Annotated in this window: 23 protein-coding genes; 8 read left to right on the top strand and 15 right to left on the bottom strand. The window is 53.5% G+C overall.

What is annotated here, in order from left to right; genetic code table 11:
• Positions 1 to 26: 26 nt before the first annotated feature.
• The 11 genes from atpG to asnC all read right to left on the bottom strand — a co-directional run bounded on the left by atpG (position 27) and on the right by asnC (position 9,676).
• Positions 27 to 890 (bottom strand): F0F1 ATP synthase subunit gamma, encoded by an 864-nt coding sequence (gene atpG, locus ABLU88_RS11360; protein ID WP_004107278.1) that lies wholly within the window; start codon positions 888 to 890, stop codon positions 27 to 29.
• 50 nt (positions 891 to 940) lie between these two features.
• Positions 941 to 2,482: a F0F1 ATP synthase subunit alpha gene (gene atpA / locus ABLU88_RS11355; protein WP_004127029.1), complete on the bottom strand. Its 1,542-nt coding sequence runs from the start codon at positions 2,480 to 2,482 to the stop codon at positions 941 to 943.
• Between the two features lie 12 nt (positions 2,483 to 2,494).
• A complete protein-coding gene (gene atpH / locus ABLU88_RS11350; RefSeq protein WP_004855764.1) occupies positions 2,495 to 3,028 on the bottom strand; it encodes a F0F1 ATP synthase subunit delta in 534 nt (177 codons plus the stop codon).
• Positions 3,029 to 3,042: 14 nt separating this feature from the next.
• Entirely contained in the window at positions 3,043 to 3,513 is a 471-nt protein-coding gene (gene atpF / locus ABLU88_RS11345; RefSeq protein ID WP_004107293.1) for a F0F1 ATP synthase subunit B, read from the bottom strand.
• Between the two features lie 56 nt (positions 3,514 to 3,569).
• Positions 3,570 to 3,809: a F0F1 ATP synthase subunit C gene (gene atpE, locus ABLU88_RS11340; RefSeq protein WP_000429386.1), complete on the bottom strand. Its 240-nt coding sequence runs from the start codon at positions 3,807 to 3,809 to the stop codon at positions 3,570 to 3,572.
• A gap of 47 nt (positions 3,810 to 3,856) precedes the next feature.
• Complete coding sequence (gene atpB / locus ABLU88_RS11335; RefSeq protein ID WP_004127037.1) at positions 3,857 to 4,672, bottom strand: F0F1 ATP synthase subunit A; 816 nt, start codon at positions 4,670 to 4,672, stop codon at positions 3,857 to 3,859.
• 8 nt (positions 4,673 to 4,680) lie between these two features.
• On the bottom strand, positions 4,681 to 5,061 hold the full coding sequence (gene atpI, locus ABLU88_RS11330; protein ID WP_004127040.1) for a F0F1 ATP synthase subunit I: 381 nt from the start codon (positions 5,059 to 5,061) through the stop codon (positions 4,681 to 4,683).
• 616 nt (positions 5,062 to 5,677) lie between these two features.
• Positions 5,678 to 6,301 carry a 16S rRNA (guanine(527)-N(7))-methyltransferase RsmG gene (gene rsmG / locus ABLU88_RS11325; RefSeq protein WP_032751773.1) on the bottom strand — a complete coding sequence of 208 codons (624 nt, stop codon included), beginning with the start codon at positions 6,299 to 6,301 and terminating at the stop codon, positions 5,678 to 5,680.
• A 113-nt stretch (positions 6,302 to 6,414) separates the two neighbouring features.
• Positions 6,415 to 8,304 carry a tRNA uridine-5-carboxymethylaminomethyl(34) synthesis enzyme MnmG gene (gene mnmG, locus ABLU88_RS11320; RefSeq protein ID WP_004855773.1) on the bottom strand — a complete coding sequence of 630 codons (1,890 nt, stop codon included), beginning with the start codon at positions 8,302 to 8,304 and terminating at the stop codon, positions 6,415 to 6,417.
• Between the two features lie 381 nt (positions 8,305 to 8,685).
• The gene (mioC, locus tag ABLU88_RS11315; RefSeq protein ID WP_009653317.1) at positions 8,686 to 9,126 is read right to left on the bottom strand and encodes an FMN-binding protein MioC; all 441 of its coding nucleotides are present in this window, start codon (positions 9,124 to 9,126) and stop codon (positions 8,686 to 8,688) included.
• 91 nt (positions 9,127 to 9,217) lie between these two features.
• Positions 9,218 to 9,676, bottom strand: a complete 459-nt coding sequence (gene asnC, locus ABLU88_RS11310; protein WP_004107306.1) for a transcriptional regulator AsnC — start codon at positions 9,674 to 9,676, stop codon at positions 9,218 to 9,220.
• Between the two features lie 152 nt (positions 9,677 to 9,828).
• On the opposite strand from asnC, the gene asnA reads away from it, so the two are divergent.
• The gene (asnA, locus tag ABLU88_RS11305; RefSeq protein ID WP_025107541.1) at positions 9,829 to 10,821 is read left to right on the top strand and encodes an aspartate--ammonia ligase; all 993 of its coding nucleotides are present in this window, start codon (positions 9,829 to 9,831) and stop codon (positions 10,819 to 10,821) included.
• A 7-nt stretch (positions 10,822 to 10,828) separates the two neighbouring features.
• On the opposite strand, the gene viaA is transcribed toward asnA, so the two are convergent.
• Together viaA and ravA are read right to left on the bottom strand one after the other, a co-directional pair.
• Positions 10,829 to 12,277 (bottom strand): ATPase RavA stimulator ViaA, encoded by a 1,449-nt coding sequence (gene viaA / locus ABLU88_RS11300; protein WP_014839869.1) that lies wholly within the window; start codon positions 12,275 to 12,277, stop codon positions 10,829 to 10,831.
• On the bottom strand, positions 12,274 to 13,773 hold the full coding sequence (gene ravA, locus ABLU88_RS11295) for an ATPase RavA (protein ID WP_014227354.1): 1,500 nt from the start codon (positions 13,771 to 13,773) through the stop codon (positions 12,274 to 12,276). The genes viaA and ravA overlap by 4 nt, the downstream gene beginning before the upstream one ends.
• Before the next feature lie 217 nt (positions 13,774 to 13,990).
• Between ravA and kup the strand changes: the two genes are divergently transcribed.
• The 7 genes from kup to rbsR all read left to right on the top strand — a co-directional run bounded on the left by kup (position 13,991) and on the right by rbsR (position 21,895).
• Positions 13,991 to 15,859, top strand: coding sequence for a low affinity potassium transporter Kup (kup, locus tag ABLU88_RS11290; protein WP_004107313.1), 1,869 nt, complete (start codon positions 13,991 to 13,993; stop codon positions 15,857 to 15,859).
• A 184-nt stretch (positions 15,860 to 16,043) separates the two neighbouring features.
• Positions 16,044 to 16,463: a D-ribose pyranase gene (gene rbsD / locus ABLU88_RS11285; RefSeq protein WP_014227356.1), complete on the top strand. Its 420-nt coding sequence runs from the start codon at positions 16,044 to 16,046 to the stop codon at positions 16,461 to 16,463.
• Positions 16,464 to 16,473: 10 nt separating this feature from the next.
• Positions 16,474 to 17,979, top strand: a complete 1,506-nt coding sequence (rbsA, locus tag ABLU88_RS11280) for a ribose ABC transporter ATP-binding protein RbsA (RefSeq protein ID WP_009653315.1) — start codon at positions 16,474 to 16,476, stop codon at positions 17,977 to 17,979.
• Between the two features lie 5 nt (positions 17,980 to 17,984).
• Positions 17,985 to 18,950 carry a ribose ABC transporter permease gene (gene rbsC / locus ABLU88_RS11275; protein ID WP_004855792.1) on the top strand — a complete coding sequence of 322 codons (966 nt, stop codon included), beginning with the start codon at positions 17,985 to 17,987 and terminating at the stop codon, positions 18,948 to 18,950.
• A 27-nt stretch (positions 18,951 to 18,977) separates the two neighbouring features.
• The gene (gene rbsB, locus ABLU88_RS11270; protein WP_004855794.1) at positions 18,978 to 19,868 is read left to right on the top strand and encodes a ribose ABC transporter substrate-binding protein RbsB; all 891 of its coding nucleotides are present in this window, start codon (positions 18,978 to 18,980) and stop codon (positions 19,866 to 19,868) included.
• A gap of 98 nt (positions 19,869 to 19,966) precedes the next feature.
• The gene (rbsK, locus tag ABLU88_RS11265) at positions 19,967 to 20,899 is read left to right on the top strand and encodes a ribokinase (protein ID WP_177342542.1); all 933 of its coding nucleotides are present in this window, start codon (positions 19,967 to 19,969) and stop codon (positions 20,897 to 20,899) included.
• Positions 20,900 to 20,902: 3 nt separating this feature from the next.
• The gene (rbsR, locus tag ABLU88_RS11260) at positions 20,903 to 21,895 is read left to right on the top strand and encodes a ribose operon transcriptional repressor RbsR (protein ID WP_106510784.1); all 993 of its coding nucleotides are present in this window, start codon (positions 20,903 to 20,905) and stop codon (positions 21,893 to 21,895) included.
• Here the strand turns inward: rbsR and mdtD are convergent.
• Positions 21,892 to 23,289, bottom strand: a complete 1,398-nt coding sequence (mdtD, locus tag ABLU88_RS11255) for a multidrug transporter subunit MdtD (protein WP_348836548.1) — start codon at positions 23,287 to 23,289, stop codon at positions 21,892 to 21,894. The genes rbsR and mdtD overlap by 4 nt on opposite strands.
• Before the next feature lie 12 nt (positions 23,290 to 23,301).
• On the bottom strand, positions 23,302 to 24,003 hold the full coding sequence (locus ABLU88_RS11250) for a FadR/GntR family transcriptional regulator (protein WP_004855803.1): 702 nt from the start codon (positions 24,001 to 24,003) through the stop codon (positions 23,302 to 23,304).
• Positions 24,004 to 24,524 lie beyond the last annotated feature (521 nt).

Raw genomic sequence — 24,524 nt, 5'->3', positions numbered from 1 at the left:
CTTGAATCCTCTACGAATTAACCTGGTTATACCGCGGATGCTCCACCGACGATCTCGGTGAGTTCCTGAGTAATGCTGGCCTGACGAGCTTTGTTGTATACCAACTGCAGCTCTTTAATCAGGCTGCCGCCATTGTCGGTCGCGGCTTTCATCGCCACCATACGTGCGGCCTGCTCGCTGGCCAGGTTTTCTACCACGCCCTGATAAACCTGAGATTCCACATAACGGCGCAGCAGGGTATCCAGCAGCGCTTTCGGATCGGGTTCATACAGGTAATCCCAGGATTTACGCTTCAACTCACCATCTTCTGATGCCGGTAACGGCAGCAGCTGAGTGATGGTTGGAACCTGAGACATGGTGTTAATAAATTTGTTGCTGACAATATACAGCTTGTCCAGACGGCCTTCATCGTAGGCCTGCAACATCACTTTTACCGGACCAATCAGTTCGGACAGGGATGGGTTATCCCCCATACCCGTCACCTGGGCGACAACATTACCGCTAACGGAATTAAAGAACGACACGCCCTTGGAGCCGATCATTGCGAGTTCGCACTGAACGCCTTTATCGGACCATGCTTTCATTTCCGCCAGCAGCTTTTTGAACAGGTTAATGTTCAAGCCACCGCACAGACCACGGTCGGTAGACACCACCAGGTAGCCCACGCGTTTAACGTCGCGTTCTTCCAGGTAAGGGTGCTTATATTCCAGATTACCGTTCGCAAGGTGACCGATCACTTTGCGCATCGTATCTGCATAAGGACGGCTGGCCGCCATACGCTCCTGCGATTTACGCATTTTGGAAGCGGCGACCATTTCCATCGCTTTAGTGATCTTTTGCGTGTTCTGGACGCTTGCGATCTTACTACGTATCTCTTTTGCGCCGGCCATGAGCTTCTCCTCAATGCCTTGCGGCCTGCCCTAGAGCAAGCCGCCAGACTTTACCAGGATTGGGTTGCTTTGAAGGAATCGAGGATGCCTTTCAGCTTGCCTTCGATTTCGTCGTTATAGCCACCGGACTGGTTGATCTCTTGCATCAACGGAGCGTGATCACGGTCGACGTAAGCCAGCAGAGCGGCTTCAAAGCTACCGATTTTCGACAGCTCGACATCCGCCAGATAACCACGTTCTGCCGCGAACAGAACCAGAGACTGCTGCGCAACGGACATCGGCGCATACTGTTTCTGTTTCAGCAGTTCGGTCACTTTCTGACCGTGGTCCAGCTGCTTACGGGTTGCATCATCAAGGTCAGAGGCAAACTGGGAGAACGCCGCCAGTTCGCGATACTGTGCCAGAGCGGTACGAATACCACCGGACAGTTTCTTCATGATCTTGGTCTGAGCTGCACCACCAACACGGGATACGGAGATACCCGGGTTAACCGCAGGACGAATACCGGAGTTAAACAGGTTGGTTTCCAGGAAGATCTGACCATCGGTAATGGAAATTACGTTGGTCGGAACGAACGCAGAAACGTCACCCGCCTGGGTTTCGATAATCGGCAGCGCAGTCAGAGAACCGGTTTTACCCTTCACTTCACCTTTGGTGAAAGCTTCAACGTATTCGACGTTAACACGTGCAGCACGCTCCAGCAGACGAGAGTGGAGGTAGAATACGTCGCCCGGGAATGCTTCACGTCCAGGCGGACGGCGGAGCAGCAGGGAGATCTGACGATAAGCAACGGCCTGTTTAGACAGGTCATCATAAATGATCAGCGCATCTTCACCGCGGTCGCGGAAGTATTCACCCATTGCACAACCGGCATACGGCGCCAGGTATTGCAGTGCGGCAGATTCAGATGCGGTTGCAACCACAACGATGGTGTTAGCCAGCGCGCCGTGTTCTTCCAGTTTACGTACCACGTTAGAAATCGTGGACGCTTTCTGGCCGATAGCTACGTAGACGCACTTGATGCCGGAATCACGTTGGTTGATGATGGCGTCGATAGCCAGCGCGGTTTTACCGGTCTGACGGTCGCCGATGATCAGTTCACGCTGTCCACGACCGATTGGGATCATGGCATCAACGGATTTATAACCGGTCTGCACCGGCTGATCGACGGACTGACGTTCGATTACGCCCGGCGCGATAGCTTCAACGGCGGAGAAGCCGTCGTGCTCCAGCGGACCTTTACCATCAATCGGTGCACCCAGGGTGTTAACCACACGTCCCAGCAGGCCGCGGCCAACCGGAACTTCAAGGATACGGCCAGTACATTTAACCTTCATACCTTCGGCGAGGTCAGCGTACGGACCCATCACAACTGCACCTACGGAGTCGCGCTCCAGGTTCAGTGCGATAGCGTAACGGTTACCCGGCAGAGCGATCATCTCACCCTGCATACAATCGGCCAGGCCGTGAATGCGGATAACACCGTCACTTACAGAAACGATAGTACCTTCGTTATGAGCCTCGCTCACAACATTGAACTGAGCAATGCGCTGCTTGATCAGTTCGCTGATTTCGGTGGAATTCAGTTGCATGCTCCAGTCCCCTTAAGACTGCAAGACGTCTGCAAGGCGTTCAAGACGGCCGCGTACGCTACCATCAATGACCATATCACCCGAACGGATGATTACGCCTGCCATTACAGACTTATCGATTTTGCAATTCAGCTTAACTTTGCGTGACAGACGTTTTTCCATCGCGGCGGTAATTTTCGCAAGCTGTTCGTCACTCATTTGAGCGGCAGAAATAACTTCTACCTCTGCGGTTGCCTCACTGGCAGCGCGCAGGTGAATGAACTGCTCGAGAACATCAGGGAGCGCTTTCAGACGACCATTTTCAGCCATCACCCGGATCAGGTTTTGACCATTTTCGTCCAGTTGCTCACCACAAACCGCGATAAACACATCAGAGAGCGTTTCCGGCGCCAGTGCGCCAGAGAGTAGCTCTGCCATTTCTTCGTTTTTAGTCACTTCAGCAACAAACGCCAGCATATCCTGCCAGCGTTCAACGCTGTTGTGTTCGACGGCAAAGTCAAAAGCTGCTTTGGCGTAGGGGCGAGCTACCGTTACAAATTCAGACATCAGCCCCTCCCTCCTTACAGTTCAGCGACAAGTTTATCCACGATGTCGCTGTTAGCAGCTTCATCCACGGAACGTTCGATGATCTTCTCGGCGCCAGCAACAGCCAGGATAGCAACCTGCTTACGCAGCTCCTCACGGGCACGTTTACGTTCGGCATCGATTTCAGCCTGCGCCTGTGCGACGATTTTGGTGCGTTCCTGTTCTGCTTCCGCTTTTGCTTCATCCAGGATCTGAGAGCGACGCTTGTTCGCCTGCTCGATGATTACCTGGGCTTCCGCTTTCGCTTTTTTCAGCTGGTCGGTCGCGTTGGCCTGTGCAAGGTCCAAATCTTTCTTAGCGCGTTCTGCAGAAGCTAAACCGTCAGAAATTTCTTTCTGGCGCTTTTCGATGGCAGCCATTAAAGGCGGCCATACATACTTCATGCAGAACCATACGAAGATAACAAACGCGATGGCCTGGCCGAGGATTGTTGCGTTCATGTTCACAGCACAATACCTCTTAAAAAATAACTCTGTGGCTTAGGTTTCTTTCGAACAACTTACTACGCGACGGCGAACATCACGTACAGACCCAGACCTACAGCGATCATCGGGATAGCATCCACCAGACCCATAACGATAAAGAACTGAGTACGCAGCAGAGGAATCAGATCCGGTTGACGCGCTGCGCCTTCCAGGAATTTACCCCCGAGGATGCCGATACCGATCGCAGCACCGATTGCCGCCAGACCCATCATCACAGCGGCAGCCATGTACAGCAGATCCATATTCAGGTTTTCCATGACAGTCTCCAGTTTGTTTCAGTTAAAACGTAGTATGTTGGTAAAAATCAATGCTCTTCAGATGCCATCGACAGATAGACGATCGTCAGAACCATGAAGATGAAGGCTTGCAGCGTAATAATCAGGATGTGGAAAATGGCCCATGGCACATTCAGAATCCACTGTGACCACCACGGCAACAGGCCAGCAATCAGAATGAAAATCAGCTCACCGGCATACATGTTGCCGAACAGTCGCAGACCCAGTGATACAGGTTTTGACAGCAGGCTTACCCCTTCAAGGATTAAGTTGACAGGAATGAACGCCCAGTGATTGAACGGCTGCAGGGTCAGTTCTTTAACGAACCCGCCCACGCCTTTCATTTTGATGCTGTAGAAAAGAATCAGGATAAATACGCCAAGCGCCATCGACAGGGTGATGTTAACGTCAGCTGACGGCACCACGCGCAGAGCAGGCAGACCGAGAACGTGTTCGCCGATCCAAGGGATAAAGTCGATAGGCAGCAGATCCATCAGGTTCATCAGGAATACCCAGACGAACACGGTGAGGGCCAGCGGAGCAATGACCTTGCTCTTGCCATGATACATATCTTTGACGCTGCCATGGACGAAGCCGATGATCATCTCAATGAAGGTCTGGAATTTACCAGGTACGCCGGTTGTCGCCTTTTTAGCCACGCTGCGGAACATAAACAGGAATAACAGACCGAGCACCACTGAGAAAAACATGGAGTCAATGTTGAGCGTCCAGAAGGTGGCCGGGGGGTTGTGCGGATCCACCAGCGAGAATGTACGCAGGTCCAGCTGAAGGTTGTTCAGATGGTGGCCTATGTAATCCTGCGGCGTCATATTTTCTGAAGCCATGATGCCTTTTACCCTTTGTTGTTAATTACAGCTGGCGCCAGAACTTGTACCACCAGCACCAAAACCCACGTCACTATCAGCGGCAAAAATACCACTTTCAAAACCGCCAGCGCCACCGCCAGAAAGGCGAAGGTCAGCAACACCTTGAAGGCTTCACCAATGGCGAAGGACCAGGCCACTCGGCCTTTAGCTGGTGTATGCGCCTGATGACGCCAGGCAAAAATCATAAATATCATGTTTGGCAAAAGAACCGCCAAACCTCCACTCACCGCGGAGATGCCCCAGAAAGGGTCTTTGAGGCTGAACAGCAGTCCACTTGCTATTACTGCCAGTAACTGAATAAACAGAAGCTTACGAGCAACGTTTCGACTCAAGAGCGACACTGACATCACGTTTTTACTCCTGCTCCCTTCGAGGTATGTCGCGTGTCGTATAAAACGTCCTTTAAGACGAAGAGTCAAGCATCAAAAAGCGGACAAATTATACGGTGACGCCTCGTGATTTCAAACAATAAGTAGCAAAATAGTGAATAAATGTTTAATTATTTTCCGACAGACAACTTTTCATGCATTTCACCGATCTGTGAGCCGTCATGCAAAACTGCAAATACCGCGAAAAATCGGCAATTAAAGCGTGCATCAGATCACATAATAAACATTTTTCGCGAAATCGAATTAATTCTGTACATAAAACTCAATTTTTTATCCGTTTGATATTCAACATAAAAACCAGGTATTCTTTCTAAAACAATCCCATATACAATAAAAACCTTTTATTGACATTCATAATAAAAATTTAACATCAGTATGAAGTGCAAGCAGCGAGATTTTTAGCGTACTGATATTTTCAATGTTGACTATTCTGTTGGTAAAGCAACAGGGCAAAGTTAACGGAAAGAAAACCCCTGGTAACCCCAGGGTTAAAGACAGTCCGATAATACCCTGCCGTGACTTTTATTTTTGTAACATCCACGGACCGTGTTTTTTTCACATTTTTTGATAAAAATTAAATCATTTTTGGCTGAATCACCACAAGGTGACGCTCCCCTTCCAGCTGAGGCACATGCAGTTCGACAACGTCCTTAATGACGACCCCTTCCGGCAGATTTGCCATTTCATCTTCCTGCGCTAAGCCCTTGAGCGCATAAAAGTGACCGTTCTCTGCAGGTAAATGATGGCACCAGCTCACCATGTCATTCAGCGACGCAAATGCGCGGCTAATCACGCCGTCAAACGGCGGCTCTGCCGGGAACTCCTCCACACGGCTTTGTACCGGGGTGACGTTATCCAGTTTGAGCTCATGCTGGACTTGCCGAAGGAAACGTACTCGCTTGCCCAGACTGTCCAGCAGGGTGAAGTGGGATTCAGGACGCACGATAGCCAGCGGGATCCCCGGCAGCCCAGGCCCCGTACCGACATCGATAAAACGCGTTCCTTTAAGGTATGGCGCAACAACAATGCTGTCGAGGATGTGGCGTACCAGCATCTCGTCAGGATCGCGAACCGAGGTCAGGTTATAGGCCTTATTCCACTTATCCAACATGCCAACGTAGGCGACAAGCTGGTTTTTCTGGTGATCGGTAAGTGAAATACCTGCTTCATCAAGCAGACGAGAAAGTTTGTTGAGCACGATCGTTACCTGTTTAAAAACAATGAGCCCGGAGGCGATACGCTTACCGGGCTGAGAAATTGACCTGACGGATATCTGATGCGCTATTCGCCCATGTATCGTTCAGTGGAATATCAGGCGCTACGGCGCAGCATTCCCTGCTTTTTTAACCACACCAGCAAAATCGAGATTGCCGCAGGCGTAATGCCGGAAATACGCGATGCCTGCCCTATCGAAGACGGCTTATGGTCGTTCAACTTGGCAATGACCTCGTTCGACAGCCCATTCACCTGGCGATAATCAAGCGTAGCAGGCAGCAACGTGTTCTCGTTGCGCTGTTGTTTCTCGATTTCATCCTGCTGGCGCGCGATGTAGCCTTCGTATTTTACCTGAATTTCGACCTGTTCAGCCGCTTGCTTGTCCTCAAGACCCGGCGAGAACGGCGTCATCTGCACCAGCTGTTCGTAGGTCATTTCCGGACGACGGAGCAAATCTTCACCGTTAGCTTCACGGGACAAAGGCGCCGTCAGTCGAGCATTCACTTCCGCAGCGCTTTCCGCCAGCGGATTAACCCAGCTGGTTTTCAGACGCTGACGTTCACGTTCAATGCTCTCAAGCTTCTCGTTGAAACGCGCCCAGCGTTCGTCATCCACCAGACCCAGTTCACGACCTTGTTCGGTCAGGCGCAGATCGGCGTTGTCTTCACGCAGCATCAGGCGGTATTCCGCACGAGAGGTAAACATGCGGTACGGTTCTTTGGTACCGAGAGTACACAGATCGTCTACCAGGACGCCAAGGTAAGCCTGAGAGCGGCCAGGCGCCCACCCCTCTTTCTCGGCGGAGAAACGAGCGGCGTTCAGGCCTGCCAGCAGGCCCTGAGCGGCGGCTTCTTCATAACCGGTGGTGCCGTTAATCTGGCCGGCAAAGAACAGACCATGAATAAATTTACTTTCCAGCGTCGGTTTCAGGTCGCGCGGGTCAAAGAAATCGTACTCAATAGCGTAGCCAGGACGAACGATTTTTGCATTTTCCATCCCCTGCATTGAGCGGACGATTTGCATCTGGACATCGAACGGCAGGCTGGTGGAGATGCCATTTGGATAAATTTCGTTGGACGTCAGGCCTTCCGGCTCGAGGAAAATTTGATGCTGGTTACGATCGGCAAAGCGCATGACCTTGTCTTCGATCGAAGGACAGTAGCGGGGACCGATCCCTTCAATCACGCCGGCATACATCGGGCTGCGATCGAGGTTATTACGGATCACGTCATGCGTTTTCTCGTTGGTATGCGTGACGTAGCACGGCACCTGACGCGGATGCTGCGAAGCATCTCCCATAAACGAGAAGACCGGCATCGGATTATCGCCGTGCTGCTGTGCCAGAACGCTGAAATCAATCGTCCTCGCATCGATACGCGGCGGGGTACCGGTTTTCAGGCGGCTGACGCGCAGCGGCAGTTCACGCAAGCGGCGGGACAGCGGGATCGACGGAGGATCGCCTGCACGACCGCCGCTGTAATTATCCAGGCCGATATGGATCTTACCGTCGAGAAAGGTTCCGACGGTCAGTACCACCGCTTTGGCGCGGAATTTAAGCCCCATCTGGGTGACGGCGCCAACAACACGATCGTTTTCGACAATCAGATCTTCCACTGCCTGCTGGAAGATCATTAAATTAGGCTGGTTTTCCAGCGCGGTACGTACGGCCTGCCGGTACAGCACACGGTCTGCCTGAGCGCGAGTCGCCCGAACGGCAGGGCCTTTGCTGGCGTTTAGTATCCTAAACTGGATACCGGCGTGGTCAATTGCCTTCGCCATCAGGCCGCCAAGCGCATCCACTTCTTTTACCAGGTGTCCTTTCCCAATGCCGCCAATCGCCGGGTTGCAGCTCATCTGCCCCAGCGTGTCGATATTGTGTGTCAAAAGCAGAGTCTGTTGACCCATTCGCGCTGCGGCCATCGCGGCCTCAGTGCCTGCATGACCCCCGCCAATGATGATGACGTCAAAAGGATCCTGATAAAACATGGTGGTATGCCTCGCATAAAGCGGTTTGAAAATAGAGTGAAGCCCGGGCCGTGGATTCTACTCAACTTTAGCCTTTCGAGAAAGCGCCGGGATCCTGAGTATTAAAAAGAAGATCTTTTATTTAGAGATCTGTTTTATTGTGATCTCTTATTAGGATCGGCTTGTCTTGTGGATAAGTCAGATCCGCGATTTAAGATCAAACGCTTAAGAAGGATCGCTTTCTGTGAATGATCGGTGATCCTGGTCCGTATAAGCTGGGATCAAAATGAAGGGTTATACACAGCACAAAAATCAGTCAAGGGTTATACTTTGGATAACTACCGGTTGATCCAAGCTTTTAAGCATAGTTATCCACAGAAGAAAGTATGATCTTTACAATTCTCAGAGCAAGTTTTTCCAGGATCCCAGCCAAATCTCGGCCGGATCTTCCGGAATTTCATGTTCGAGAACGTTAATTTTTAGCGTTTCACCGATCTGTTTTGCCCCGCAGGCGTTGAGCGCCGTCTCGAGCTTATCAATTGCTCCGCAGAAGGTATCGTATTCACGGCTACCGATGCCGACTGCGCCAAAACGGACCGCAGAGAGGTCGACCTGCTTCTCCTGAAGCGCTTCATAGAAAGGCAGAAGATTATCGGGAATGTCCCCGGCGCCATGCGTCGAAGAGATAACCAGCCAGATCCCTTCCGCCTGCAGATCGTCGATCAGCGGGCCGTGCTGAATAGTCGTGCTGTGTCCAGCCTCTTCCAGCTTTTCCGCCAGATGTTCTGATACATATTCTGCGCTACCCAGCGTACTGCCGCTGATAAGAGTTATCTCTGCCATGATCGCCCGCTCCACTATTCAGAGTGGCGTATTGTACGCTGTGAGCGAGCTGGGATCTACCTGTGGAAAAATGTGGGATTAAAAAGCCCGATCACGGGCGGATGGTACGCATAATCGGGTTTTGCAGGACGATCAGCGTTTCAGTGGACTGAATTTCATCAATTGTTTGGATCTTGTTGATAAGTACATGCTGGAGCGCATCAATCGATCGGCACATCACTTTTATAAAGATACTGTAGTGTCCGGTGGTGTAATAGGCTTCAGTAACCTCATCCAGGCTGTTTAGCCTGGCCAGCGCGGAGGGGTAGTCTTTCGCGCTCTTCAGAATGATGCCGATAAAACATCCTACATCGTAACCCAGCTGCTTGGGGCTGACGTCGATGCGTGCGCCGGTAATAATTCCGGCCTGCTTCATTTTCTCTACCCGCACGTGAATGGTCCCCGGGCTGACGCCAAACTGTTTTGCCAGTTCAGCATAGGCGGTGCGCGCGTTGGCCATTAAGGCCTCTAGAATGCCGCGGTCCAGATTGTCGATCTGATAATTTTCCATAGGTTTTTCTTATGAAGTTTGACGAATATTTCTATTTTAGCCTCAAATTTTAATGAATCAAAATCGATGCAGGCTTTTTGTTGTTGGATTATTGAATTGCAGCGCTGTTTTGTTGCTTAATCAATGGCAACAGGACGCAGGAGTTATAAAAAATGAAAACCGCATACATCGCAAAACAACGCCAGATTAGTTTCGTTAAGTCACACTTTTCCCGCCAGCTTGAAGAGAAGCTCGGCCTGATCGAAGTCCAGGCGCCGATCTTAAGCCGCGTGGGCGATGGGACCCAGGATAACCTCTCTGGTTGCGAAAAAGCGGTTCAGGTTAAAGTGAAAACACTGCCAGACGCCCAGTTCGAAGTGGTTCATTCACTGGCGAAGTGGAAACGTCAAACCCTGGGACAACACGACTTCAGCGCGGGCGAAGGGCTGTACACGCACATGAAGGCCCTTCGCCCCGATGAAGACCGATTAACTCCCATCCATTCCGTTTACGTTGACCAGTGGGACTGGGAGCGCGTAATGGGCGACGGAGAGCGCCACAGCGGCACGCTGAAAGCAACCGTTGAAGCGATCTATGCCGGGATCAAAGCGACCGAAGACGCCGTCAGTAAAGAATTTGGCCTTACGCCTTTCTTGCCGGAGACGATCCAGTTTGTTCACAGCGAGGAGCTTTTAAGCCGCTATCCGGATCTTGATGCCAAGGGCCGCGAGCGGGCGATCGCGAAAGAGCTGGGCGCGGTATTCCTGATCGGTATCGGCGGCAAGCTTTCCGATGGCCAGCGTCACGACGTTCGCGCGCCGGATTACGATGACTGGAGCACGCCTGCCGCTGAAGGCTATGCCGGTCTGAACGGTGATATTCTGGTGTGGAACCCGGTGCTTGAAGATGCATTCGAGCTCTCTTCAATGGGGATCCGCGTCGATGCCGAAGCGCTGAAGCGTCAGCTCGCGATGACCGGCGACGAAGATCGCCTGCAGCTGGAATGGCACCAGGCGCTGCTGCGCGGAGAGATGCCGCAGACGATTGGCGGCGGCATTGGCCAGTCTCGCCTGACGATGCTGCTGCTGCAGCTTGAGCATATCGGCCAGGTGCAGTGCGGCGTGTGGCCAACCCAGGTTCGTCAGAGCGTTGCTGCGCTTCTTTAATCAGTGATTAACGCCGCCAGCGTCTCAGCAGGCGGCTACGCAACCCGGTATCAAAGCGCCAGATATGATCGAATACGCGCATAATGCCGGGCTTGCCGTGTACCGACATCGCCACCGCATGAAAACGATGTTGATGTTTATGCTGTAGCTCTCCCACCTTATTGATCACCTCATCCGGCAAGCGCTGGGCGATAAAATCAGAAATCACCACCGCATCAGCATCGACCCACTGCGGATTCTGCATACGCTCAATCACCGCCCGGAAGCAGCTGGCCAGATCGGTGCCGCCGCGAAAGCGCTGGCTCAAGAAACGAATCGCCTGTTCCAGCCCCTGCGGGCCGGTGAGTTCGTAGTGCACCACTTCGCTGGAAAACAGCATAATGAAGCAGCGGCGGTTATCCGCCAGAGCGACCCGCATCAGCGCCAGACAAAACGCCTTGGCGCACTGTTCATTGAAACCGCCCATTGAGCCGGAAGTATCGACGCAGACGATAAACGGCCCGCGCGGCTGTTCATCAACGTCCTGGCGCGTTACCGGCCGTTCGGTGATCTTTTCCTTCCACGCATCGCCGTGTAGTCGATAGGTCAGCAGCTGCTTTTCAACCAGCTTGCGGTAGAACTCAAACTCCAGCTCGGTGATGCCGAGGGTGGCCAGCTCAGGCGGCAGCAGACGTAGAATATCGTCGCTCTGCTGAAGACCGTCGACCTGCTCCGGTACGGTAGCCGGTTCGCGCACCAGGCTGCGGAAGGTCTCCATCGGCGCATCTTTTTTCGGCACCGCTTTCGCTTCACGCGAGCGCCCCAGCTGTTCGGCGAGCTGCATGAGTTCAGGTTGTTGGCTTAAAAAGTCCCCGTAGCGAACGATCAGCTGGTAATCGCCTCGCTTCAGCTCTCCGGCGCTCATGTCCCACAGGTGTCCCGCCGCATTATCATTCTCCACCAGCACGGGCTCGAGCTGGCCGCTGAGGGTCATGCGCTCCTGAACTTCGCTCAGCAGCTGATCGCGCTCTTCATCCAGCAGCTGCTGATTAAGAGAGGTTGCCTGCACCACCAGGCTCAGACGCCAGCGCTGAAGGAATAACGTGTGCAGCGCCGGCGTAAAGGTGCTGTTGTTGTCCACCAGCTGCTGCGCCTGGCTGGCAAAAGGGGAGTGCAGCTTATGCAGCTGGCTCAGAATTTGCGGCAGCTGGACGATAAACTGCGAGGTGGAAAGCCGCTGTGATTGCTGATAGCACTGAACTTCCGCATCCAGCTCGGGCGGGACGTTGGTCTCTTTTAGTCGCGATCTGACCGCTTCCCGCCAGCGAGGAATGTCGGCGGCGATAATATTTTTGAGCCGCGGAAATTTTTCAAAGAATACCGCGAGTTGAGGCGCTGCCAGCAGGGCCAGCAGCATCTCATCGATCATGCCCTCTTCGCCGACTGCCAGCATGACATTCAGCATGTCCAGCGTCATGACTGGCGGGCCTGTTTAATCTGCGTTCCCACGTCCTGCAGGCTGGCTTCAATGCGCCCCAGCCACTCGCCGGGAATAAACAGACATTTTTGCTGTTCGCTGAAGCGGTTATGTTGCTGATGCCATTCGTCGTCCAGCGCCTCCAGCTGTTGCCTGATTTCTGCCGGCATATTTTCCCGTGATTCGCTACCGGGCAGGGAGAGTCGCGACCCCTGCAGGCTCACATCGCGCACGACCAGATGCTGGCTGGTATCGACATCCATATTCAGCTGCTGGGCAAAACCAATGCCGTTGAGCTTGCCGCGGATCTCACCCCCTTTCTCCAGCCAGTGAGCAAGCTCTTCACGAACAAACGTAATATGAATCACTTCCAGGTCGTGCAGTTTTAGCGGCTGCTGGAGAAGCAGCGTTAGCGTGGGGTCCTGCACTTCAGCAGGCAGTTCATAATGAGGTTTACGGCTGAACATCCCGCCGAGACGGGTGACTTTTAGCGCGGTCTTATCGCTTTGCTGCTGTTGAAGCTGAATGCGCCGTTGAATAATCGACCCGAGGCGGGTGAGCATCGCCTGCTGCTGCCAGGCGTGGCTGGTCATTAAGGTCTCAATCTGCACGGACATCAGATTCATCGTCTCAATATTGTGCCACAGGCAATCCTTCAGCAGGATCAGGTCTATTGGCGCAATGGTGTCGCGGCCGCTGAAAAAGGCGCTGGCCTGCAGCAGACGAATAGCTTTTTTCCAGCGACGATCTGAGACGTAGGGCGCGTTTGGCAACGTATCCAGCTGCTGGCGCAGCTGGAAAATCAGTTCAAATACGCTGTCCGGTAGCTTCACGCTGCCGATATCCTGCTGCCATTGCAGAAATTCCTCGTCGCTGACCTGCAAACTCGCCGGGACAGGATTACTGTTCTCGTCCTGCTGGCTTATCAGCATTGAGCGGAAGTTCGTTTTATCCTGTACCTTATCCAGCCATAGGCGAATAAGCATACGATCGTATAAGGCTTCCAGACTGTTGTCTGCCTCCGGGAGCTCGTTCGACGCCGCCACCAGCAGGCGCATGGGGATCTTCTCTTCGGTCGCCCCGTTGCGGAAATGGCGTTCGTTTATCGCCGTCAGCAGCGTATTGAGAATTGCCGGGCCCGCTTTCCAGATCTCATCGAGAAAAACAATTTCAGCTTCCGGAAGATAGCCGGCGGTCAAACGTTCGTAGCGCCCTTCATCTTTCAGCGCCTGAATGGAGAGTGGGCCAAAGACCTCTTCCGGCGTGGAGAAACGGGTCATCAGGTATTCAAATGCGCGAGCCTGCTGGAAGGCGAACTTGAGGCGACGGGCAATCAGGCTTTTGGCGATCCCCGGCGGGCCCAGCAGAAAAACGCTCTCGCCGCTGAGGGCGGCAAGCAGGCAAAGGCGTATTGCGTGGCTGCGTTCGAAGAGTCCTTTTTCCAGCGCGGCGCTGAGCCGGGAAATTCTTTCTGCCAGTAAATGTGATTGAGCCATAATAGAGTTGCGTGCTTTTTAGAATGTCGTTGTTAGGTCGAGTATAGATGTTTGATTAGGGGTGGTAATAGCCTGAAGAATCGATTTATTTTCTTTGAGTCAGGTTAAGATGATGTCAGTTAGGGGTACGATTCAGCAAATAATCGTGCATACTGTGCGCTTTTTGTGGGCCAAGGGACTAGGCACACATTTGTTTTATAAACGAAAAGACTAGTCTATGAGCACTGATAATAAGCAATCGCTGCCGGCAATAACGCTGGCGGCAATCGGCGTGGTATACGGCGATATCGGCACCAGTCCACTGTATACACTTCGTGAATGTCTGTCAGGTCAGTTTGGCTTTGGCGTTGAGCGTGATGCTGTTTTTGGCTTCCTGTCGCTCATTTTTTGGCTATTAATTCTTACTGTTTCACTCAAATACATCACCTTCGTGATGCGGGCAGATAACGCCGGTGAAGGCGGGATCCTGACGTTAATGTCGCTGGCGGGGCGAAACACTTCCGCGCGCGCCACGTCCATCCTGGTGATCCTTGGGCTTATCGGCGGCAGCTTCTTTTATGGCGAGGTGGTCATTACCCCTGCCATCTCGGTGATGTCGGCGATAGAAGGTCTGGAAATTATCGCTCCGGACCTGGATACCTGGGTTGTGCCCATATCCATCATTGTCCTGACGCTGCTATTTGCCATTCAAAAGCACGGTACCAGCATGGTGGGTAAGCTGTTCGCGCCGATTATGCTGATCTGGTTCCTGCTGCTGGCGGTACTGGGCGCGCGCAGTATTTTCGCTAACCCTGAAGTGCTGCAGGCGTTGAACCCTTACTGGGCGGTTCATTTCTTCCTCGAATATAAAACCGTCTCGTTTGTGGCGCTGGGGGCGGTGGTGCTGTCGATTACCGGCGTGGAAGCGCTGTATGCCGACATGGGGCATTTCGGCAAATTGCCGATTCGCCTGGCCTGGTTTTCGGTCGTGCTGCCTTCGCTGGTACTGAACTACTTTGGTCAGGGGGCGCTGCTGCTTAAACATCCGGAAGCGATTAAAAACCCGTTCTTTCTGCTGGCGCCGGAGTGGGCGCTGATCCCAATGCTGATCATTGCCGCCCTGGCGACGGTTATCGCTTCCCAGGCGGTTATCTCCGGCGTCTTCTCTCTGACTCGCCAGGCCGTGCGTCTGGGGTACCTGTCGCCGATGCGTATTATTCACACCTCGGAAATGGAGTCCGGGCAGATTTACATCCCGTTTATCAACTGGCTGCTCTATATCTCGGTGGTCATCGTGATTGTTAACTTTGAGCACTCCTCGAATCTGGCGGCGGCATACGGTATTGCGGTGACGGGAACGATGGTGCTGACCACCATTCTGTTCACGACGGTGGCGCGGCAAAACTGGCACTGGAATAAGTTTGTTGTGGCGCTGCTGCTGGTTGCCTTTATGTGCATTGATATCCCGCTCTTCTCCGCGAACCTCGATAAAATCGTCTCCGGCGGCTGGCTGCCTCTGACCCTCGGTCTGGTGATGTTTACCATCATGACCACCTGGAAGAGCGAGCGTTTCCGCCTTCTGCGTCGGATGCATGAGCACGGTAATTCTCTGGAGGCGATGATCTCTTCTCTTGAAAAATCGCCGCCGGTTCGCGTGCCGGGTACCGCTGTTTATATGTCCCGGGCGCTGAACGTGATTCCTTTCGCGCTGTTGCACAACCTGAAGCATAACAAGGTGCTGCACGAGCGGGTGATTTTGCTCACGCTGCGTACCGAAGACGCGCCGTACGTACATAACGTTCGTCGCGTGCAGATTGAACAGATATCGCCGTCGTTCTGGCGCGTCGTTGCCAGCTACGGCTGGCGCGAAACGCCGAACGTCGAAGAGGTTTTCCACCGCTGCGGGCTGGAAGGCCTGAGCTGCCGGATGATGGAGACCTCCTTCTTTATGTCGCATGAGTCGTTGATCATCGGCAAGCGGCCGTGGTATCTGCGCCTGCGCGGCAAGCTGTATCTGCTGCTGCAGCGCAACGCCCTGCGGGCGCCGGACCAGTTCGAAATCCCGCCTAACCGGGTTATTGAGCTCGGCACCCAGGTTGAGATCTGATTCGCTAAGGCCCTTCTTGATGAAGGGCTTTTTTGTTTTATCTGCTCGCTTCAGACTTTCTCGCTGCTGCGTTGCGAAACGTTTCGATGACGATCACAATTCTCACATCTGGTGATGGTTTTCTGTTCTCTTATTGCTAATACTTATACCAGCGAAACGTTTCGCTAATGGAGCAAAAGAGAAAATGAAAAAAGGTACCGTCCTCAATGCTGATATCTCGTCGGTCATCTCCCGTCTGGGGCATACCGATACGCTGGTTGTTTGCGACGCTGGTTTACCGGTTCCCCGCAGCAGCACGCGTATTGATATGGCGTTAACCCACGGGGTTCCCTCCTTTATGCAGGTTCTGGAGGTGGTGACGAGCGAAATGCAGGTTGAAGCGGCTATCCTGGCGGAAGAGATTAAAACCCTTAATCCGCAGCTCCATGCGACGTTGCTCACTCACCTTGAGCAGCTGCAGCAGCACCAGGGAAACACCATTGAAATTCGTTACACCAGTCATGAGCAGTTTAAAAAAGAAACCGCAGACAGTCAGGCGGTGATTCGCAGCGGGGAGTGTTCCCCGTATGCGAACGTTATTCTCTGTGCCGGCGTGACGTTCTGAGGTCGCCGATATGGAAGCCTTATTGCAACTAAAAGGGATCGATAAAGCGTTCCCTGGCGTCAAGGCGCTCTCCGGCGCCTCGCTAAATGTCTATCCAGGCCGCGTGATGGCGCTGGTCGGGGAGAACGGTGCCGGCAAGTCCACCATGATGAAGGTGCTGACCGGTATCTACTCCCGCGATGCCGGTTCGCTGCTGTGGTTGGGGAAAGAGACCACCTTCAACGGACCTAAATCTTCTCAGGAAGCCGGAATCGGCATCATTCACCAGGAACTCAACCTGATCCCCCAGCTGACGATCGCCGAGAATATTTTCCTCGGTCGTGAGTTTGTGAATCGCTTTGGCAAAATTGACTGGAAAACGATGTATGCCGAAGCTGACAAGCTATTGGCAAAGCTGAACTTACGCTTCAACAGCCAAAAGCTGGTGGGCGATTTGTCGATCGGCGATCAGCAGATGGTCGAGATCGCTAAAGTGCTGAGCTTTGAGTCGAAGGTCATCATTATGGATGAGCCCACCGACGCGCTAACCGACACCGAGACCGAATCCCTGTTCCGCGTGATCCGCGAACTGAAATCGCAGGGGCGCGGTATTGTCTATATCTCTCACCGTATGAAAGAGATCTTCGAGATTTGCGATGACGTCACGGTCTTCCGCGATGGGCAGTTTATCGCCGAGCGCGAAGTGGCCAGCCTGGATGAAGATCTGCTGATTGAGATGATGGTCGGCCGCAAGCTGGAGGATCAGTATCCGCATCTGGACAAAGCTCCGGGCGCGGTTCGCCTTAAGGTCGACAACCTGTGTGGATCAGGGGTGGAGAACATCTCCTTTATTCTGCGCCAGGGCGAAATCCTCGGCGTCGCCGGGCTGATGGGCGCCGGACGAACCGAACTGATGAAGGTGCTGTACGGTGCGCTGCCGCGCAGCAGCGGATCGGTTACCCTGGATGGGCATGAGGTCATTACGCGTTCTCCGCAGGATGGCCTGGCCAACGGCATTGTTTATATCTCCGAAGACCGCAAGCGCGATGGTTTAGTGCTCGGCATGTCGGTTAAAGAGAATATGTCGCTCACCGCGCTGCGTTACTTCAGCCGCGGCGGCGGTAGCCTGAAGCATAAAGATGAACAGCAGGCGGTAGGTGATTTTATCCGCCTGTTTAATGTGAAAACGCCGTCGATGGAGCAGGCTATTGGGCTGCTATCGGGCGGTAACCAGCAGAAGGTGGCGATTGCCCGCGGCTTGATGACCCGTCCGAAGGTGCTGATTCTTGATGAACCGACCCGCGGCGTCGACGTCGGGGCGAAGAAAGAGATCTACCAGCTGATTAACCAGTTTAAAGCCGAAGGCCTGAGCATCATTCTGGTCTCTTCGGAGATGCCGGAAGTGCTGGGCATGAGCGATCGCATCATGGTGATGCATGAAGGGCACCTCGGCGGTGAATTCACACGCGAGCAGGCCACCCAGGAAGTATTGATGGCTGCCGCTGTGGGCAAGCTTAACCGTGTGAATCAGGAGTAAAAAAGATGAATAACCCGGCTGTTTCTGGTCGTCGCTACTTCACAAAAGCGTGGCTGATGGAGCAAAAATCGCTGATTGCCCTGCTGGTGCTGATTGCGATTGTCTCGACCATGAGCCCCAACTTTTTTACCGTGAATAACCTGTTCAATATTCTGCAGCAGACTTCAGTTAACGCCATTATGGCGGTTGGGATGACGCTGGTTATCCTGACTTCGGGCATCGACCTGTCCGTCGGCTCCCTGCTGGCGCTGACCGGCGCGGTGGCGGCTTCCATTGTGGGGATTGAGGTCAACGCGCTGGTGGCGGTGGCCGCTGCGCTGGCGTTAGGTGCGGCAATTGGCGCCGTGACCGGCGTAATCGTGGCGAAAGGGCGCGTACAGGCATTTATCGCCACGCTGGTCATGATGTTGCTGCTGCGCGGCGTGACGATGGTGTATACCAACGGCAGCCCGGTAAACACCGGCTTTACCGACAACGCCGATCTGTTTGGCTGGTTCGGGATTGGCCGTCCGCTTGGGATCCCAACGCCGGTGTGGATTATGGCGATCGTCTTCCTGGCCGCCTGGTACATGCTGCACCATACCCGCCTGGGTCGTTATATCTACGCGCTCGGCGGCAACGAAGCGGCAACGCGTCTTTCCGGCATCAGCGTGAATAAAGTTAAAATCATCGTCTATTCTTTGTGCGGCATGCTGGCCTCGCTGGCCGGCATTATTGAGGTCGCGCGTCTCTCTTCCGCGCAGCCGACGGCGGGCACCGGATATGAACTGGATGCGATTGCGGCGGTGGTGCTCGGCGGTACCAGCCTTGCGGGCGGTAAAGGCCGTATTGTCGGGACGCTGATTGGCGCGTTGATCCTTGGCTTTCTGAACAACGGACTGAATTTATTAGGCGTTTCATCCTATTACCAGATGATCGTGAAAGCGGTGGTTATTTTGCTGGCGGTACTGGTAGATAACAAGAAGCAGTAACTGATAACTCTACAGGACATCTTAACTATGAATATGAAAAAACTGGCGACCCTGGTCTCTGCTGTAGCGTTAAGTGCGACCGTAAGCGCAAACGCGATGGCAAAAGACACTATCGCTCTGGTTATCTCAACCCTTAACAACCCGTTCTTTGTCTCGCTGAAGGATGGCGCGCAAAAAGAAGCGGACAAACTGGGCTATAACCTGGTGGTTCTGGACTCTCAGAATAACCCGGCCAAAGAGCTGGCTAACGTGCAGGATTTAACCGTTCGTGGTACCAAACTGCTGCTGATCAACCCAACGGATTCCGATGCGGTGGGTAACGCCGTGAAGCTGGCTAACCAGGCTAAAATTCCGGTTATCACCCTCGACCGTCAGGCGTCAAAAGGCGACGTGGTGAGCCATATCGCGTCTGATAACGTGCTGGGCGGTAAGATGGCCGGTGACTATATCGCGAAGAAAGTCGGTGAAAGCGCGAAGATCATTGAACTACAGGGCATTGCCGGGACGTCCGCGGCGCGCGAGCGTGGCGAAGGTTTCCAGCAGGCCGTTGCTGCGCATAAGTTTAACGTTCTGGCCAGCCAGCCGGCAGATTTTGACCGTACCAAGGGCCTGAACGTCATGCAGAACCTGCTGACGGCGCATCCTGATGTACAGGCCGTATTCGCCCAAAACGATGAAATGGCGCTGGGCGCGCTGCGTGCCCTGCAAACGGCAGGCAAATCTGATGTGATGGTTGTTGGATTTGACGGCACTCCGGATGGCGAAAAAGCGGTAAATAGTGGCAAACTGGCAGCGACCATCGCCCAGTTACCGGAACAGATCGGCGTGAAAGGCGTTGAGACAGCCGATAAAGTGCTGAAGGGCGAAAAAGTGGAAACCAGCTATCCGGTTGAGTTGAAACTGGTCATTAAGCAATAATGTGCGATTCGGATCGGCGACGGTCCGAGGGACAACATAATAAAGAAAAGCAGGGCATGCGCCACCGGATTCCGGTGGCGCGCTTTCCGGGAATATTGATTATGAAAACCGCAGGCAAACTTGTCGTCCTTGGCAGTATCAACGCCGATCACATCCTGAATCTTGACGCCTTCCCAACGCCGGGTGAAACCGTTACCGGTCATCACTATCAGGTCGCTTTTGGCGGTAAGGGCGCAAACCAGGCGGTTGCTGCCGGACGCAGCGGAGCCAATATCGCCTTTATCGCCTGTACCGGCGATGATGATATTGGCGAACGCGTTCGTCGTCAGCTGAAAAGCGATAATATCGACGTCGCGCCGATCAGGGCCGTTGCCGGAGAATCAACCGGCGTGGCGCTGATTTTTGTTAACGCTGAAGGTGAGAATACTATCGGTATTCATGCTGGCGCTAACGCCGCGCTCAGCGTGGCTCAGGTTGATGCGGAAAAAGAGCGTATTGCCGGCGCGCAGGCGCTGCTGATGCAGCTGGAATCGCCGCTGGAAAGCGTACTGGCCGCGGCGAAAATCGCTCACCAGAATCAAACCTCAGTTATCCTCAATCCGGCGCCGGCACGTGAACTGCCCGATGAACTGCTCACGCTGGTGGATATCATTACCCCTAACGAGACCGAAGCGGAAAAGCTCACCGGCGTTCGCGTAGAAAGCGACGATGATGCGGCAAAAGCCGCCAAAGTGCTCCATGATAAAGGTATTGGTACGGTGATCATTACGCTTGGCAGCCGTGGCGTTTGGGCCAGCAGCGAAGGTGAAGGTCGTCGGGTTCCCGGTTTTAAAGTGCAGGCGGTTGATACCATCGCCGCTGGCGATACCTTTAATGGTGCGCTGGTCACCGCGCTGCTTGAAGGTAGTGAACTGGCGCAGGCGATTCGTTTTGCCCATGCCGCCGCTGCTATCGCCGTCACCCGCAAAGGGGCTCAGCCCTCCGTGCCCTGGCGAAAAGAAATAGACGAATTTTTACGTCAACAGGGGTAACGATTGGCTACCATGAAGGATGTAGCCCGCATTGCGGGCGTTTCCACTTCGACGGTTTCTCATGTCATCAACAAAGATCGTTTCGTTAGCGAAGCGATTACCGCTAAAGTCGACGCCGCGATTAAGAGCCTGAACTACGCGCCGTCCGCGCTGGCGCGCAGCCTCAAATTAAATCAAACCCGCACCATAGGCATGCTCATTACCGCCAGTACCAATCCGTTTTACTCGGAGCTGGTGCGCGGCGTGGAGCGCAGCTGCTTTGAACGGGGTTATAGCCTTGTGCTATGTAATACCGAAGGCGATGAACAGCGGATGAACCGTAATCTGGAGACGCTGATGCAAAAGCGCGTCGATGGTTTACTGCTGCTGTGCACTGAAACGCATCAACCTTCGCCGGAGATTATGCAGCGCTACCCTTCTGTACCGACGGTGATGATGGACTGGGCGCCGTTCGACGGCGATAGCGATCTGATTCAGGATAACTCTCTGCTGGGCGGCGATATGGCGACGCAGTATCTGATCGACCAGGGCTATACGCGGATTGCCTGTATTGCGGGTCCGCTGGATAAAACTCCTGCCCGACTGCGCCTGGAGGGATATCAGGAAGCGATGGCCCGAGCCGGACTCACGGTACCTGAAGGATATGTGATTAGCAGCGATTTTGAGTTTGGCGGCGGTTTCAGCGCCATGCAGAAGCTGCTGATGCTGCCAGCGCTGCCGCAGGCGGTGTTTATCGGTAACGATGCGATGGCGGTAGGCGCCTATCAGGCCCTTTATCAGGGCGGTCTGCGTATCCCACAGGATATGGCGCTGGTAGGCTATGACGACATTGAACTGGCGCGCTATATGACGCCGCCGTTAACCACAATTCATCAACCGAAAGATGAACTGGGCGAGCTGGCCATCGATGTGCTGATTCACCGTATGGCCGACCCGGGACAAAAACAGCAGCGCGTACAGTTAACCCCCGAGCTGGTGGTTCGCGGCTCAGCCTAACGCTTATGCCGCTCCTTAATCAGGTTGCGGCCATCTTTTGCTCTTAATAAGGTAAATACCAGCGCCGATACCACGGTAATAACCCCCATAGTAATAAAGGTGTAGTGAAACTGCTCGATGGTATTTGCGCTATCGAATCCTTCATAAAACCGCAGCACCGCCGCGCTAACGGCGACCCCGAGACTGATCGATAGCTGCTGCGTTACGGCCAACATGCTGTTGCCGCTGCTGGCGTTTTCATCTGTTAAATCGGCGAGCGTGATGGTGTTCATGGAGGTGAACTGGGTGGACATTGCCATTCCCAGAATGAAGAGCGGCAGCAGCAGCATCCAGATCGACATATCCGGCGATTGCAGCGAAAACTGAGCGATCATCAGACCAATAAATATCGTGACCCCAACCAGCGTTTTACGGTAACCAAACCAGCGAAGAATCTGGGTGACGGTTGATTTCGCAATAATCGAACCAATAGCCGTAGGCGCTATCATGCAGCCGGCGACGATCGCCGGATAACCGAAGCCAACCTGTAACATCAGCGGCATCAGGAACGGAACGCAACCGGTACCCAGGCGCGTGGCCAGGTTTCCCGCAATCCCGACAGAGAAAGTATGCGTCTTAAATAAAGAAAGCGAAATGAGCGGCGTGGGATGGCGGCGAGCGTGACGAATATAGGTCCACAGTAAAACGATGCTCAGGGCGATTACCGCCAGAGCCATCCATGTGGCGACAATTTTCTCGCCAAACAGCTCGATTCCGCTGGAAAACAGAACCAGGCTCAGGCCAAACAGGATAAAACCGAGCGTGTCGAAGCGGCGCCGTGGCGTGGTGAAATCCGGCATATACTTGCGGGCATACACGATCCCGATAATACCGATGGGAATATTAATCAGGAAAATCCAGTGCCAGCTGGCCCAGGTCACCAGTACGCCGCCGAGCACGGGACCGAGGATAGGGCCGACCAGTCCAGGCATCGTGACGAAGTTGAGCACCGGCAGCAGTTCGCTGCGCGGATAGGCGCGCAGTAGCGCCAGCCTGGCTACCGGCATCATCATGGCCCCGCCGATGCCCTGAATGACGCGGAAGATAACCAGTTCCATCAGGGAGTTGGAAAGCGCGCAGGCCAGGGAACCGAGGGTAAACAGGCTGACGGCGATGATAAACACTTTTCGCGTGCCGAAGCGGTCGGCCAGCCAACCGCTGACCGGGATAAGCATGGCCACCGTCAGCGTATAGCTGATAATGGCCGACTGCATCGCTAGCGGTGAACGGTTGAGACTATGGGCGATAGCGGGAAGGGCTGTATTCAGAATGGTGGCGTCGAGCGCCTGCATAAAAAAAGCCATCGCTGCGATCCATGGCAGCCCGGCCATACTGCGGGCTTTCTTTTTGGTCATTCGATACCCTTGCTATTTATCGGAATGGTTGGGAGCGCTCAACAACGCCTGGCAGGCGCTCAGCGCCCGCAAGCCGTCGCTATCCAGAATGGCATCAACGATTGCCTGGTGCAGATCCAGTTTCACCACTTCATTCTGCGTAATCGACGTGAAGTAGGTGTGATAGACCGAATGAAATAAAGAAGCGAAAGAGATCAGGAAAGGGTTGCCGCTCATTTCATATATATGTTCATGCCAGGCCATATCGACTTCAATCCAGCGTTCGCGCTGAAAGTTCCTCTTCAGCTCAACCATCTCCTCCATCAAAGCGTTGAGCTGGGCTTTTTGCTCCGGCGTCCCTGAGGTTGACGCCAGAAAACAGGCTTGAGGTTCCAGACTGCCGCGCATCACGAGGAAATGGCTGACAACATCGGAGAAGTTATCTTCTGTTAACCACCAGGCCAGGAGTTCTTTATCGAGAAAGTTCCAGCTGCTGCGTGGCATCACCCGCGTTCCGATGCGCGGTCGTGGTAAAAGCATGCCTTTTGCCGCTAGCGTCTTCACCGCTTCACGCACGGCGGTGCGGCTCACGCCAAACTGCTCGCCCAGTTCCATCTCGCCTGGAAGGATACTTTCTGGCTGATATTCACCGGTCAAAATTTTTTGAGCCAGCTTCTCCGCTAATACCCAGGAGATATTCTTTTGTGCCGCCAACTGCTGTGCGCTTAAAGACATACGTGCCGTTCCTTTCTCTTTTTTACCTTACCAGTATGCCATCTGGCGGCTTACTTCGTTGGTTAAAACGGCAAAACGCCGGTTTTTTGCTACATTACGCGCCGTAATGATGAAAAAAGAGGCGGTTAAAAAGTTTTTTGCATTTAGCCCTTGTCACTTCGGAATAACTCCCTATAATGCGCCTCCACTGACACGGAACAACGGCTTACAGCCCGCCGGGTCAGCGGGATTCAGCGATGAATACCGGCAGAGAAAAGCGAAATTAAACGCTTGACTCTGAATGAGGAAAGCGTAATATACGCCACCTCGCAACGGTGAGCGAAAGCCGCGTTGCACTGCTCTTTAACAATTTATCAGACAATCTGTGTGGGCACTCAAAGTGACATGGATTCTTAACGTCGCAAGACGAAAAATGAATACCAAGTCTCAAAGAGTGAACACGTAATTCATTACGAAGTTTAATTCTACGAGCATCAAACTTAAATTGAAGAGTTTGATCATGGCTCAGATTGAACGCTGGC

It is taken from the genome of Klebsiella sp. GW_Kp182 (assembly GCF_040062275.1).
Classification (GTDB): domain Bacteria; phylum Pseudomonadota; class Gammaproteobacteria; order Enterobacterales; family Enterobacteriaceae; genus Klebsiella; species Klebsiella michiganensis.
The sequence above is the reverse complement of the archived record's forward strand: the minus strand, read 5'-3'. Positions and strand labels throughout refer to the sequence as shown.